This window comes from Nocardia sp. NPDC047038, assembly GCF_040644075.1.
Taxonomy (GTDB): domain Bacteria; phylum Actinomycetota; class Actinomycetes; order Mycobacteriales; family Mycobacteriaceae; genus Nocardia; species Nocardia sichangensis.
In genome coordinates this window covers 606,463-619,748 of the sequence record NZ_JBEYVQ010000001.1, presented here as the reverse complement: position 1 = coordinate 619,748, position 13,286 = coordinate 606,463, and the positions used below count along the sequence as shown (strand labels likewise).

General features: G+C 68.4%; 13 protein-coding genes. 4 read left to right on the top strand and 9 right to left on the bottom strand.

The window, feature by feature from the left end; translation table 11 throughout:
- Nucleotides 1–26: 26 nt before the first annotated feature.
- From ABZ824_RS02935 to ABZ824_RS02920, 4 genes are all read right to left on the bottom strand, one after another.
- Nucleotides 27–335, bottom strand: a complete 309-nt coding sequence (locus ABZ824_RS02935; protein WP_356961315.1) for a DUF202 domain-containing protein — start codon at nucleotides 333–335, stop codon at nucleotides 27–29.
- The gene (locus ABZ824_RS02930; protein WP_355069913.1) at nucleotides 332–730 is read right to left on the bottom strand and encodes a DUF202 domain-containing protein; all 399 of its coding nucleotides are present in this window, start codon (nucleotides 728–730) and stop codon (nucleotides 332–334) included. The genes ABZ824_RS02935 and ABZ824_RS02930 overlap by 4 nt, the downstream gene beginning before the upstream one ends.
- A 527-nt stretch (nucleotides 731–1,257) precedes the next feature.
- Nucleotides 1,258–1,989 (bottom strand): acetoacetate decarboxylase family protein, encoded by a 732-nt coding sequence (locus tag ABZ824_RS02925; RefSeq protein WP_356961313.1) that lies wholly within the window; start codon nucleotides 1,987–1,989, stop codon nucleotides 1,258–1,260.
- A gap of 142 nt (nucleotides 1,990–2,131) precedes the next feature.
- Nucleotides 2,132–2,893: a TetR/AcrR family transcriptional regulator C-terminal domain-containing protein gene (locus tag ABZ824_RS02920; RefSeq protein WP_356961311.1), complete on the bottom strand. Its 762-nt coding sequence runs from the start codon at nucleotides 2,891–2,893 to the stop codon at nucleotides 2,132–2,134.
- A 54-nt stretch (nucleotides 2,894–2,947) separates the two neighbouring features.
- Here ABZ824_RS02920 and ABZ824_RS02915 point away from each other — a divergent pair, with 54 nt between their 5' ends.
- From ABZ824_RS02915 to ABZ824_RS02905, 3 genes are all read left to right on the top strand, one after another.
- Nucleotides 2,948–4,411 carry an MFS transporter gene (locus ABZ824_RS02915; RefSeq protein ID WP_356961310.1) on the top strand — a complete coding sequence of 488 codons (1,464 nt, stop codon included), beginning with the start codon at nucleotides 2,948–2,950 and terminating at the stop codon, nucleotides 4,409–4,411.
- A gap of 244 nt (nucleotides 4,412–4,655) precedes the next feature.
- Entirely contained in the window at nucleotides 4,656–4,907 is a 252-nt protein-coding gene (locus ABZ824_RS02910; RefSeq protein ID WP_039799516.1) for a hypothetical protein, read from the top strand.
- A gap of 177 nt (nucleotides 4,908–5,084) precedes the next feature.
- Nucleotides 5,085–5,750, top strand: coding sequence for a serine protease (locus ABZ824_RS02905; RefSeq protein WP_356961309.1), 666 nt, complete (start codon nucleotides 5,085–5,087; stop codon nucleotides 5,748–5,750).
- 30 nt (nucleotides 5,751–5,780) lie between these two features.
- Here the strand turns inward: ABZ824_RS02905 and ABZ824_RS02900 are convergent, their stop codons facing one another.
- Nucleotides 5,781–6,470, bottom strand: coding sequence for an FHA domain-containing protein (locus ABZ824_RS02900; protein WP_355069905.1), 690 nt, complete (start codon nucleotides 6,468–6,470; stop codon nucleotides 5,781–5,783).
- Between the two features lie 212 nt (nucleotides 6,471–6,682).
- Between ABZ824_RS02900 and ABZ824_RS02895 the strand changes: the two genes are divergently transcribed.
- A complete protein-coding gene (locus tag ABZ824_RS02895) occupies nucleotides 6,683–7,180 on the top strand; it encodes a GNAT family N-acetyltransferase (protein ID WP_356961308.1) in 498 nt (165 codons plus the stop codon).
- A 1,190-nt stretch (nucleotides 7,181–8,370) separates the two neighbouring features.
- Here the strand turns inward: ABZ824_RS02895 and ABZ824_RS02890 are convergent.
- The 4 genes from ABZ824_RS02890 to ABZ824_RS02875 all read right to left on the bottom strand — a co-directional run bounded on the left by ABZ824_RS02890 (nucleotide 8,371) and on the right by ABZ824_RS02875 (nucleotide 13,244).
- Complete coding sequence (locus ABZ824_RS02890; protein ID WP_356961306.1) at nucleotides 8,371–9,294, bottom strand: tyrosine-type recombinase/integrase; 924 nt, start codon at nucleotides 9,292–9,294, stop codon at nucleotides 8,371–8,373.
- Between the two features lie 54 nt (nucleotides 9,295–9,348).
- The gene (dprA, locus tag ABZ824_RS02885; protein ID WP_356961305.1) at nucleotides 9,349–10,509 is read right to left on the bottom strand and encodes a DNA-processing protein DprA; all 1,161 of its coding nucleotides are present in this window, start codon (nucleotides 10,507–10,509) and stop codon (nucleotides 9,349–9,351) included.
- A gap of 869 nt (nucleotides 10,510–11,378) precedes the next feature.
- Nucleotides 11,379–12,887 (bottom strand): YifB family Mg chelatase-like AAA ATPase, encoded by a 1,509-nt coding sequence (locus ABZ824_RS02880; RefSeq protein WP_356961303.1) that lies wholly within the window; start codon nucleotides 12,885–12,887, stop codon nucleotides 11,379–11,381.
- Complete coding sequence (locus ABZ824_RS02875; protein ID WP_356961302.1) at nucleotides 12,888–13,244, bottom strand: YraN family protein; 357 nt, start codon at nucleotides 13,242–13,244, stop codon at nucleotides 12,888–12,890.
- Nucleotides 13,245–13,286: the final 42 nt, after the last annotated feature.

Genomic DNA, 13,286 nt, shown 5'->3' with positions numbered 1-13,286 from the left:
GCCAACTTTGCTGGGCCGCTACCCGGTCAAGGCAGCGGTTCGAGAGAACCGGCCGCCGCGGCGGCCAGCGCGACCACGACCACGGCCGTGGCCGTCGCGGCGATGACGCGACCACCGTGGGCGTAGCGGCCCCGGCGAAGACCGCGGTTGCGCAGATAACAAGCCCCCGTCAGCGCCGCCATCGCGATCGCGGCGCCGATGGGCGCGACCGCGGCCGCACGCCATCCGCTGCCGAGAGCCTGATGCAGGAACAGCGTGCCGACGACCATCGCCGACACGGCGGTGCGCCGCCACGCCAGTGCGGTGCGTTCGGCGGATAGATGTGGCGCGCTCACCGCAGCAGCACCGCCACCGCCGCCAGTACCGAGACGATCGCGATGCCCGCCGACAGGATCGGCACCAGCACCGTCTCCGGCAGCGGATCGCCGCGCCGCATGGCCACGCCGATGCGCCGCCAGTGCCCGTACGCGCCGATCGCGACGACCGCCGCCAAGACCAGGCAGCTGAGCGCGATCGCGCGCCGCAATCCCGCGATCCGGAACGACTGAACCAGTGTGTGCACCGCGACGCCACCGGCCAGCAGTCCGAGCGAGGTCCGCATCCAAGCCAGGAAGGTGCGCTCGTTGGCGAGCGTGAAGCGGTAGTCGAGCTCCTCCTCACCCTCTTCCCCTTCGGCTCCGGGGTTCGGGTTCGGGAGCGTCACGCCGCCTCGGTTCGGGTCGAACGACATCGGGCGTCCGCCCACCTGCGCCTCGCGAGGGCGACCCGCTCGCGCCCCGCGGGTCTGCATGTCGTTGCGCCAGGCGGTGTTCCGATGCGCAGGAGGACGCCGGACTGCACGGTGGTCACGACACACCACGCTAGTGGGGATCGGGGCAGCTCGCGGCGCACCATCACCGGCGGCGGGAACGCGACCGACTCCGTCACGTGTCCTGAGAATCTTGTCCGGGCGAGCACGCTGACCATCGAGCGGTCCGGTCGGCAGGCCGAAGACCCGAACGTTTCTGAATAACTCAGCAACCAGAGTTTCGGCGCGTATCCGGTACCGGAAATCACTTGCGCAAGCCACCCGACATCGTGCGATATCCGCTGTTCACAGCGCCCATCAGCGACGCAGGTCCGGTCGGCGACGATCACGGGCACACTCCATAACTTAGAGCGCTGGCAAACTATCCGCTAAGTCAGGCTAACCGCAGCCGCGCCGGACCGTCCACGTACCCCACCCGCCCGTGACCGGGTGGTTATGCGGAAGGCACGTCAGATCGAGATCGCGTCTTCGAACGTCATCGCCAGCCGCGAGACGGACGACGACATCGACGCACGCCGCGGCAGGCCGAGCGACCGGAGTTCCGCGGCGATCGCATGGTCGCCCAGCGTCAGCTCCGCCCCGCCGAAACGCGCACGCATGCCGGAAGGCCGCATCTCCCAGCGCGTGCAGCGAGTGACGCCGTCGATGTGCGAGTAGGCGTCGAACGAGGACGCCGCGGCGCGACCGTTCGGGGTCGCGAATCCCGGCCGCACCGTGAGATCGGCGATGAGCTGCCCGTCCTGGTGCAGCGCGCCGCTGGGCGTCCGGCCGTCGTGATCGACGACGAATTCGGCGAGTTCCTTCGGAAAGCCCCAGATGCCACGCCCTGCGGCCAAAGTGAACTCGCCGTCCACCGGCAGCTTGTGGATGAACACGCCGGCCTGCCCGGTCACCAGCGCCCGCAGGTCGCCGATTCCGGAGGGCGCCCCCGCGGTGTGGTGGCGCACCATGAACGAGACGCCGAACTCGTTGTACGGACCCAGATCGCCGTCGACGTAGTCGACGAAGACCAGCGTGCACATCGCCCGCCCGCCCGGGAGCCGGAGAATCCCCAAGCCGGAGTAGTCGATGAGGCGTTGCGCCCGTTCAGCGGGCACCAGATAGGTGGCCATGAACGCGTGCGCGAGCCGGATGCGGACCGGCATGCGCACCTCTCGGCCGAGAACGGTGTGCGTGCTCACGTCAGACGCCTTTCTGCGCATCGGCGCTCGGGCGCGCCGCGTGGCCATGCGCGATCCGGTACCGGATCACGTCTATAGAACACGTTTCAATTTATCGGCACAATCCCGATTCTCAGCCCGTTTCAACTAACGAGAACCTGTTTCACGTTTGGTCAGCGTCACCCACGGGCGATCCCGCCGCCCGCGACTCTTGCCCGGGTTCCCGCAGGTTGCGCAGGCGAGCTTCCAGGCCATCGAGGACGCAGAGCAAGCCGAAGTCGAACGCCATCGCACGCCCGGCCTCCTGGTCGGTCGGCACGGTCGCCCGATAGTCCGCCAGCATCTCGGGATAGTCGCCGGCCACGTCCTGCATCACGCGCAGCACGCCGTCGGCGTCGATCTCCATCCCCTCGGACACCTTGTCCCATGCGATCTCCGGAATCACCTGGCCTAAGACGAAACACATCACCGTGCCGCTCGCCAGATAGATGTCCACGCCATGAAAACCCGCCCGGACGAACGCGCGGCGCAGCCGATCGCTCAAACGCAGCGAGTTGGGGCCGATGCTCGGCAGTTGCCCGACCAGCGACGCCATCCATGGGTGCTCCCTGATGGACGCGCGCAAGTTGTAGGCGAAGGTGTTCAGCAGTTCACGCCAGGACGCCTCCTCGGGCTCCGGAGTCCGGACCAGACCCCAGAACTCGTCGAGCACCAATTCCAGCAACTCGTCCTTGTTGGAGACGTGCCAGTAGAGACTGGTCGCCCCCGCACCCAGTTTCGCGCCGAGCTTGCGCATGCTCAGCGACTCCAGCCCCTCGGCGTCGAGAATCTCGACGGCCGCCGCGATGATCTGCTCGCGGCGCAGCCCGGGCGATTTGGGCTGGCGCGGCTGCTTGGTCCATACCGACGCGAACTGCTTGGTCACAACACGATCTTATAATCGCTCGCACACTGTTCGAGTTTCTCATACGCTGTGCGAGTGGAATCGAACATTGTGCGAGACCCCCGGCGCTGGTGGGTCCTGGGGGTCCTCTGTCTGTCCTTGCTGGTGCTGATGCTCGACAGCACCGTGCTGAATCTCGCCATCCCCTCGCTGATCCGGGAACTGGGCGCGACACCGTCGGATGTCCAGTGGATCCTGGACGCCTACGTGCTGGTCTTCGCCGGGCTCCTGCTCACCGCGGGCAGCTTGTCCGACCGGTTCGGCAGGCGACGAGCGCTGATCACCGGGCTCGCCGTGTTCGGGATGGCCTCGCTGGCCGCCGTACTGGCGACCGAACCGTGGCAGGTCGTGGCCGCCCGCGTCGCGATGGGCGTCGGTGGGTCGCTGTTGATGCCGTCGACGCTGTCGATCCTGATGACCAGCTTCGCCGAGGACGAACGGCGCACGGCGATGGCGGCGTGGTCGACGGTCTCCATGGTCGGCATCGTCGCCGGTCCCACGCTGGGCGGCTTCCTGCTCCAGCACTACTGGTGGGGATCGGTCTTCCTGCTCAATATCCCGGTGGCGGTGCTCGCGATCATCGCGGCCGTCGTGCTGATGCCGGAGACCACCGGTGAGCAGCGACCGGTCGATCTCGTCGGCGTCGTCCTGTCCGTCGTGGCGCTGAGCGCCACGGTCTACGTGATCATCGAACGGGAATGGAACTTCGGCGTGCTCGCGCTGGCCGCTGTCGCGGCGACCGCCTTCGTCATCTGGGAGAGCCGTTCGGCACATCCGATGCTGCCGTTGGCGGTGTTCCGCAGCCGCGATTTCACCGGTACCTGTTTCACCCTGTTGCTGATGGTCTTCGGCATGGGTGCGGTCATGCTGATGCTCACTCAGTACTTGCAGTTCGTACTCGGCTACGGCCCGATGAAGGCCGGACTGGCGCTGCTCCCGTACGCCGTGGCCGCCGCGGTCTGCAACGGCCTCGGCGCGACGCTCGGCAAGACGCTGAGCAACAAGACACTCGTCGTGTCCGGCCTGCTCGTCATGGGAGTGGCCTTCGGCATCCTCGCGCTCGGGAGCGGATATCTCTGGGTGCTGGTCAGCATGCTGGTGATGGGTGTGGGCGGCGGCTTGGCGGGTCCGGCCGCCTACGCGGCCATCATGAGCGCCATTCCGCTGGAGCACGCCGGTGTCGGCTCCGCGATGAACGACACGATCCAGCAAGTCGGCATGGCGATCAGCATCGCCGTCCTCGGTAGCGTGCTGGCCGGTGTGTTCACCTCGAACATGCCCGCCGACGCGCCCGACACGGCGCGTGAATCCATCGGCGCCGCCTTCCAGCTCGGCTACGTCGAGCCCGCCAAGGACGCCTTCACCGCCGCCATGTCCACGGGCGCGTGGATCAGCGCCGGATTCAGCATCGCCGCCGCCGCGCTCGGCGCGGTGCTGCTGCGCGCCCGGCGTCCGCAACCGGCCGAGCAGCCGGATCCCGCTGCAGTCGCGCACAGCTGATCGATTCGGCGGGCCGCGCCGGGCAGATGAGATCACCGTCCGGCGCGGCTCCGCCTGATTCGACGGCCGCATTCGGTTCGCGCAGAATAGCGATTCCGATGTCTTTCCGCCTCCTCCGGTATGAATGATTCCGACCCGGAGGCTGATGGCCTCTCGCGCTTGCTCCGAGCAGAGTTGATTGTGTGTTCACACTGAGGCCTTCAACAAACGAGGGCTGGTGAAGCAATCAACCACTGGAGACATCATGATCACGAACAAAATGCGCGTAACGGCGGCGGCGGTAGCGCTCGCACCGATCATCGCCCTCGGGTCAGGTTTCGCTTCTGCAGCCCCGGACGTAGCACCGGGACCGGTGCAAGTGGCGGATCATCCGGTACCTGTTCAGGTCGAGCCCGCGACACTGGGCCTGATTTGGCCGCTGGGCATTTTCTGCGCTCCTCTGTTGCTGCTTCCGCCGGTGGCCAATGCGGTTGCCGTGGCCATTTGCGCCGCCTGATCGCGTTTCGTCATAAGCTCGTCGAACACGAGTGCGCCTCGGGCGTAGACCCGAGGCGCATCACTTCTGACCATCGATTCCCGTCCCGATGAAGAAATTCGTTTCGAGCCGTATCCCTGCCACGTGAACATCTGGGAATCGACGGTGACGCACGGACAAGTGCGGTTGAATTACCGGATGACCAAGTTCAGGAAACTCGTGGGCGCTGCGGCGGCATTCGCCGCGCTGACAGCGCCGTTCGGAGCACCTGGGACCGCGCAGGCCGCGACGCCATCCGTTCTGGGTGGCGGCTCCGGCATCGTCGTCGGCGGTCAGAACATCTGCACTCTGACCACGATCGGACGCGACTCCGGTGGTCGGCTGGTCGGGTTCACGGCGGGGCATTGTGGTGGGGCGAATGCCGCCATCGTCGCGGAGAACGATCGCGACGCCGGCACCCTCGGCACCATCGTCTACGCCAACAACGACATGGACTACGCCGTCATCGAATTCGATCCGGGGAAGGTGACGCCGGTCAACCAGGTGGGCGGAACCACCATCACCGGCCTGGGCGGGCCGGCTCGATTCCCGGACACCGTCTGCAAGGAAGGCAGGACCACCGGCCGGACCTGCGGGCCTGCCTACGGCGATATGTTGACGGGCGGCAATTCGACGTGGAGCCAAACATGTGTCGCCGAGGGAGATTCGGGCGCTCCGCTCGTCGTCGGAACGACGCTCGTCGGCATGGTCAACGGTTACTTGGCGGTGCCGTGCCTCGGACCGGAACTCGGCGCCGACATCACCGCGGTCGTCGCGGACGTGAATGCACGCGGCGGGGCAGGGTCCGGTTTTCAGCCGATCTGATCGGATTTCATTTCGTTCCCAGCCGGAGCCTTACCTCTCCTGGTCGGTGATGATGCCGAATTCGATAGCGCGTTCGACCAGGAACAGCCTCTTCTGGTTCGGGGGTAAGGCTTCGACCTGGAATATCCGGAACAGCGCCCGCATATGCGTCTTCACCGTGGACAGACTCAGACACAAATTGTCCGCGATCTGCCGGTTGGAGGCAGGGTACGAGTACGCGTCGCGCGCGTCGTACGGGTGACACAGAGCCTCGAGAACCACGTACTGGGCCGGGGTAAGGGAGTTTCGGGTCGGCAGTGGTGAATGGGCGAGAGTCATTTCCTCGTCGAAGGACTCGTCGACCCGCAAGACGAATACCGATCGACCCACGCGAATCATGTCGCCGGAACCGAGCTTCCGCCGACCGCCCACACGTTCGCCATTGACGAATGTCCCATTCTTGGACAATCCGTCGTCGACGATGGTCCAGCATCCGCCCACCCGCTCGAGAATGGCGTGCAGCCGGGACACGGTCGGGTCGGAAGTCACGATGATGTCGGCGGCGACGGAGCGCCCGATCGTCATCCTGGACGCGCCGCCGTCGAGGGAGATCTCCCGCGCCCCGTCCGGTGCGGCGGGCTGCGGCGAGGCGGAAGCGATGGCCGAGCGTCGCCACGCGGACTGCCCCACCAGTGGGTACAGTTCGCGACGCAGGGCCTCCGGTCCGCTGGACGTAGACATCGCTCGTCTTCCCACTCGAAGTACGCCGTGAACTGCGGGCACTGATTCGCTACCTCAAGGGTGCCCTTTCTCAACGCCGATCACATGCGTATTCGACTACTTCGCTGCGCGAGCGAGGCAGTACCGGACCGCAGTGCACGACAATGAACGGAAATCCAACCGATCGGTCTGAATAATGCTGCCTCCAGCGTGGGGCAGTAAGAATGGTCGAGATGAGCGTCATCATTCGACCGCGCACCGAGTGTGATCTCGACGCCTGCGCCGCGGCACTGCGGCACGTCCACGACAGCGATCGGTATCCGGACGTGTGGCCTGCGAACCCGGCAGGCTGGCTCTCGCCGCCCAAACTCCTCGCGGCCCTTGTTGCCGAACACGACGGAGCGGTGGTCGGGCACGCCGGACTCGGCATGGGCGGCGGAATGCCGGAGGTCGTGCGCGAATCGGTCGGCGCGGAGACTGTCGTCTCGGTGATCCGGCTGTATGTCGTCCCGGCCGCGCGCCGGGTTGGAGTGGGTTCGCAGTTGCTGACCGCGACTGCGCGCATGGCCGCGAGCCTGGGGCACCGTGCTGTACTCACCGTGGCCTCCGACAGTGCGGCGGCGATTGCGATGTACGAGCGGCACGGTTGGCGGCAGGTGTACAGCGGGCTCGGCGGTTGGCATACCTCGGGTGGACAAGAGGCGCGGGTGCATTACTACGTCAGCCCGTGACGGGTCGCGGATGTTGTCGCTTGTCCACTCACTCCCTTGTCCGGGAGATCGCGGCCTGCGACTGTGCCGGGTGTCGTAGTGGCGGCGCGCGCCGCCTGGGCGGAACCGGCGACCGCACTGCGCAGGGGCGCGACGAGCAAAATGGATGCGGCTCACTCGATAAAGCCCACACGGCCTCCCACGCACACGCGCCGGCAGGCAGGCAGGCAGGCAGGCTAAGGCACTGGCCCCGCCCACACTCGCACAGTCCAGCAGGCCAAGAGCATCGGCCGCCCACACTCCGGTAGGCCAACGCACAGGCCACGCCTCCCTCACCCACACTCTCCAGCAGGCCCACGCACGAACCGCCGCCCCCACGCACACTCCAGCAAGCCAAGGGCACCAGCCGCCCACACTCGCACACGCTTCGGCAGGGCAAAGCACGGACCGCCGCCCTCACACACTCCAGCAGGCCAACACACGGACCGCCGCCCTCACACACTCCAGCAGGCCAACACACGGACCGCCGCCCCCGGACACTCCAGCAGGCCAACACACGGACCGCCGCCCCCGGACACTCCAGCAGGCCAACACACGGACCGCCGCCCCCGGACACTCCAGCAGGCTTACGCACGAACCGCCGCCCCCAGACACTCCAGCAGGCCAACACACGAACCGCCGCCCCCCACGCACACTCCAGGATGGCCAGCACGGGCCGCCAGCACTCGCACACGCTCCAGCACAGGCCAACACACGGACGCGCGCCTTCACGCACACTCCAGCAGGCCCAGCGGCGCGCCACGAGCCGCCCACACTCTCACATGCTCCAGCAGGCCAACACACGGACCACCGCCCTCCCGGCAGGCCCAGCGGCACGCCACGGGCCGCACGCGCTCCAACAGGCCAAAGCATGGGCCCGGGCGCACTGTGCACGTGCGCGCCCGCTGGCGGTACCGGAGGACAGCGTGCCCGGCCACCCGACCGGTTGCCGACGCCGTGATTGGCGTCGACAGCCGGGCTATTTGTCGTCGCCTTCAAGATGCCGCCGTCTCCGCGTGACCCCAAAGGGCCGAAGCCGATGGACGCCGCGTCGCCGAAGGTGAGCTGCATGCACTCGTTCGCTCGGCCCTCACCCGGACCGATCACTTGGGTATCGGCGGAACCAACGTGCACGCACTACGCCCCGTCGCCGCCACCGCCCCACGAGCGGGTCAGGCGCGGGGGTGAGCCTGGTCGTGCACCTTCTTGAGACGGTCGATGGAGACGTGGGTGTAGAGCTGAGTGGTGGCCATGCTTGCGTGTCCGAGGAGTTCCTGGACCACGCGCAGGTCGGCACCGCCCTCGAGGAGGTGGGTCGCTGCGGTGTGCCGCAGACCGTGCGGCGCCAGGTCCGGTGCGCCGGGGATGGCCGAGACCACCTCGTGCACAACGGTTCTGGCCTGGCGCTGATCCAAGCGCCTGCCGCGGCGGCCGAGCAGCAGCGCTCGACCCGAGTCCGCGGTGGCGAAAGCGGGGCGTCCGTAGCGCAGCCAGTTGCCTACCGCCTCGTCGGCGGGCGTGCCGAACGGCGCCGAGCGCTCCTTGTTGCCTTTGCCGAGCACCCGCACCACGCGCCGCTCGCGGTCCACGTCTTCGATGTCCAGCCCGCACAACTCGCTGACCCGGATACCGGTGGCGTACAGCAACTCCACGATCGCCCGATCGCGCAGCGCCATCGGATCGCGCTGCGCGGCACCGGATTCCGCCGCGTCCATGGCACCGAGCGCCTGTTGCCGCCCGAGTACGGCGGGCAGCACGCGATGCGCCTTCGGCGACCCCAAACGCAGTCCGGGATCGACAGGCAGCCGGCCGGTCCGGGTGAGCCACGCCGTGAACGTGCGCGCCGATGACGCCCGCCGGGCCACGGTCGTGCGCGCCGCACCCGCGGCGGCTTGCCGGGCCAGCCACGAACGCAGCAACATCAGGTCCAGTTCGCGAATCGCCGAATCCGCCGATCGCGCGTACAGATGCTCCAGCAAGGATCGCGCGTCCCCCAGATACGCGCGCACCGTGTGCTCCGAGCGGTTGCGCCCGAGCCGCAGATGCCTGCCGTACTCCGTCAGCAGCGCTTCCAGATCTTCGGGCAGTTCCTCCATGCCTCCACCGTCCCCACCCGTGGCCCGGATGGCAAGCGACCGCGCCGAACACGCTCATCGACCCCGTACCGTTCGGTGCCAACCGCTTTCGTCACTGGACACCAGACCCGCCAATTCGAGAGCGGACAAAGTCGCACGGACCACCGGGAGCGACAATCCGCACTGCCGGGCGACCTCCAGTGGCAGTCGTGAGCCGATTCTCGGCAGCGCGGTGAAGACCAGCGCGTCGTCTCCGGTCAGCTGATCCTCCGGATTGCCGCCCGCTGCAGCCACGGGGATCGACAGCCGCAACGGTCCGGCCTCGTCGACGACTTCTTCGGCTCGGGTCACCAGCAGGGCTTCGCCGTCGCGGATCATGCGGTGACAGCCCACCGAAGCGGCCGAGGTCACCGGACCTGGCACGGCCAAGGCGGGACGACCCATGCGGCGTGCCCATTTGACGGTGTTGCGCGCGCCGCTGCGCAGGCCCGCCTCGACGACGAGCACGCCGTCGGCGAGAGCGGCGATCAAGCGGTTCCGGGCCAGGAACTGATGCTTCTGTGCGGTGACGCCGGGCGGGTATTCGCTGACGACCAAACCTGATTCGGCTATATCGGCCAGCAGGCGTTCGTGCTGCACCGGATAGGGCCGGTCGATGCCGCAGGCCAGCACGGCGATCGTGGGGCCTTCCACCGCCAGCGCTGCCCGGTGCGCCATGCCGTCGATACCGAACGCCGCTCCGGACACGATGGTCCACCCCTGCGCGGCGAGGTCGCCCGCGATCTCCCCCGTGACCCGGTTTCCGTAGCCGGTGCTGCACCGCGCACCGACCACCGCCACCGCGCGTTCACTGGATTCCAGCAACGAGCGCGGGCCACGTACCCACAACACCAGCGGTACCGCGCCGTCGCGATCCTTGCCCGGCTCGAGCTGGGCGAGACCGAGCATGCGCCATGCGGGCCATTCCGGATCGTCCGGCGTCACCACGCGCCCGCCGATCCGCTCGACGGTCTCGAGATCCCGCGCCGCGAGGTCGATGTCGCGCCGCTGCGCCGTGGGCCCGCGAAGCGGCTCGGGCAACGCGCACTCCCGCACGGCACGGGCCGCCTCGACAACCCCGACCGACTCGATGAGCGCCGACAGCGGAGCACACGGCCCCTGCACCACCCGCGACAGATACACCCACGCGAGCCGCGGGTCGTCGCATTCACCGGACGACGATCCCGCCCCGCTCACAGGCACACCAACCACCGCAGGCGCATCTACGACCCCAGGAACGCCCGCCGCTGCCGGCGTCTCGACAACCGGTACTACGTTCGCCGTAGCAGCCACCTCCGCGAGCACAGAGCGATCCGCGCCTGCACTCGAGTCCCCGACTCCAGAGACCGCCACCATCGCGGGCACCTCGACGACGGCAGGCACATCCACGTCGCGGCCTTCCGCATTCCCAGCCACGTCTACAACCACGGACAAACCCGCCCGGGCAGGCAGATCTTTTGACGCGGGCACGTCCACGGCCTCACGCGCCTGTCCGACACAAGGAACAACCACCTCGGCGACTGCAGGCGAATCTGCGGCTGCGCGCATGTGGGCCCCCGCCATTGCCCCGAAGACCACAGGGGCGCCGACGATCGCTGGCAGATTCACGACGCCGGATAAATCAATGCTTCGAGGCATGTCCACCACCGCGGGCACATCGACGGCCACAGGCGCACTGTCGGCTGCAGTTGCGTTCGCGCCCGCAAGCACATCCACGACCCCAGCCACATCCTCGGCGGCAGGCACATCGACCGCCCCACACGCCCTATCGGCTGCAACTACGTCCGCGCCCGCAAGCACGTCCGCAACCCGAAGCCCGTCCTCGGCGGTGGACACATCGCCGGCCACACACCCGCTGTCGGCTGCAGTTGCGTTCGCGCCCGCAAGCACATCCACGACCCCAGCCACACGCTCGGCAGTAGGCACATCGACCGCCCCACACGCTCTATCGGCTGCAACTACGTCCGCGCCCGCAAGCACGTCCACGACCCCAGCCACATCCCCGGCGGTAGGCACATCGACGGCCACAGGCAGGTCGGCCGCGCCTTCGGGCGGCACTGTCGCACTCATTGCGCACCCCGCTGACGGAAGTTCAACGCGGACAGTACGTCCTGCGCCGAGGGCAGCTCGCCGCCGCGCAGATCGCATATGGTCCACGCGACGCGGATGGCTCGGTCGGCACCCCGCGCGGACATGCGACCGAGACGCAACGCGGCCTCGACCGGAGCGAGCGATTCGCGCGGCAACCGGAATCGTTGACGCAGGATGTGGCCGGGAACCTCAGCGTTGGTGAGCCATCCGTATTCGCGCCACCGGGCGGCGGCAGCGCGCCGTGCGACGGCGACCCGGCCGCGGACCACCTCGCTGCTCTCGGCCGCATCGGTGCTGAACGCCGCGCCGGACTGCCCGTGCATCCGCACCCAGATGTCGATCCGGTCCATCAGCGGACCGGACAATTTGCCGAGATAGCGACGGCGAGCCAGCGGCGCGCAGATGCAGTCGACGTCGCGCGCCGGAGCACATGGGCACGGATTGGCCGCCAGCACCAGCTGGAAGCGGGCCGGGTACCGCGCGACACCGTCGCGCCGGGCGATGCGCACTTCCCCTTCTTCCAACGGCGTTCGCATCGCTTCCAGCACTTTCGTGCCGAGCTCGGCACATTCGTCGAGGAACAGAACGCCGCGGTGGGCTCGGCTGACCGCGCCCGGCCTGGCGGTCCCCGATCCGCCGCCGATCATCGCGGTCACCGAGGTCGAGTGGTGCGGGGCGACGAACGGCGGCGCGGTGACCAACGGGTGATCGCCTGCGAGTGTGCCCGCCATGGAGTGGATGGCGGTGACCTCCAGCGCCTCGGTCTCCGTGAGCGGTGGCAGCAGCCCAGGAAGACGTTGGGCCAGCATGGTTTTGCCGATGCCGGGCGGCCCGGTGAGCAGCAGGTGGTGCCCGCCCGCCGCGGCCACCTCCAGAGCCCAGCGGGCTTCTTCCTGCCCCACCACCTCGCTCAGATCGCCGCCGTGGCGCACCGTGTCCGGCAGGTCGCCGTCCGGCTCGTCGAGCGCGCCTTCCCCGCGCAACCAGGCCACCACCGCGCGCAAACTGCGCGCCCCGAAGACCCCGATGCCCTCGACGAGCCCGGCCTCCGCCAGGGTCACCGCGGGCACCACGACGGTCGACCAGCCCGCCCTGCGCGCGGCGAGCACGGCGGGCAGGATGCCGCGCACTCGCCGCACCCGTCCGTCCAGTGCGAGTTCGCCGAGCAGCACCGTCTTCGCGAGCCGTTCGGAGGGCACCGAGCCGGACGCGTCCAGCACGGCGATCGCGAGCGCCAAGTCGTACACGCTGCCCAGCTTCGGCAGTGTCGCGGGCGACAGCGCGAGAACCACCCGGCCGTCGGGCCACTTCTCCCCCGAGTTCGCCACCGCGGAGCGGATCCGGTCACGGGACTCCTGCAACGCGGTATCGGGAAGCCCGACCAGGTGGACCGATGGCAGGCCCTGTCCGATATCTGCCTCGATCTCGACGAGCAGACCGTCCACGCCGGTGACGGCGACCGAGTGCGCCCGCCCCAGCGCCATTCAGAACACCGCCTCGAGATGGTCGATGACCGGCGTACGCCCCCGCGCCACCAGCACCGACACCACGTCGAACCGGATGCGCCGCCACGGCCCCTCCTGCTCGGCCAGCCACAGCAGCGCCAGCCGCCGGATCCGCTGCCGCTTGGCGAAGGTGACCGACTCCGCGGGTGTGCCGTAGCCCAACCCGGAGCGGGTCTTGACCTCGACAAACGCGGTCACATCCCCGTCGCGGGCGATCAGATCGAGCTCGCCGTATCGGCACCGCCAGTTCCTGGCGACGATTTCCATCCCCGCGGCGCGCAGAAAGTGCGCCGCCAGTTCCTCCCCGTGCGCGCCGAGCGCCTGTTTGTCCGTCACCCGGCCAGCGTGCGCCGCAGCCGGATCAGGTCAGCGCCGCCG

Coding starts and splice junctions, on each gene's coding strand:
- ABZ824_RS02910 (WP_039799516.1), top strand. CDS start 4,656: ATGATCACGAACAAAATGCGCGTAACGGCGGCGGCGGTAGCGCTCGCA.
- ABZ824_RS02900 (WP_355069905.1), bottom strand. CDS start 6,470: ATGTCTACGTCCAGCGGACCGGAGGCCCTGCGTCGCGAACTGTACCCA.
- ABZ824_RS02895 (WP_356961308.1), top strand. CDS start 6,683: ATGAGCGTCATCATTCGACCGCGCACCGAGTGTGATCTCGACGCCTGC.
- ABZ824_RS02890 (WP_356961306.1), bottom strand. CDS start 9,294: ATGGAGGAACTGCCCGAAGATCTGGAAGCGCTGCTGACGGAGTACGGC.
- ABZ824_RS02905 (WP_356961309.1), top strand. CDS start 5,085: ATGACCAAGTTCAGGAAACTCGTGGGCGCTGCGGCGGCATTCGCCGCG.
- ABZ824_RS02880 (WP_356961303.1), bottom strand. CDS start 12,887: ATGGCGCTGGGGCGGGCGCACTCGGTCGCCGTCACCGGCGTGGACGGT.
- ABZ824_RS02930 (WP_355069913.1), bottom strand. CDS start 730: ATGTCGTTCGACCCGAACCGAGGCGGCGTGACGCTCCCGAACCCGAAC.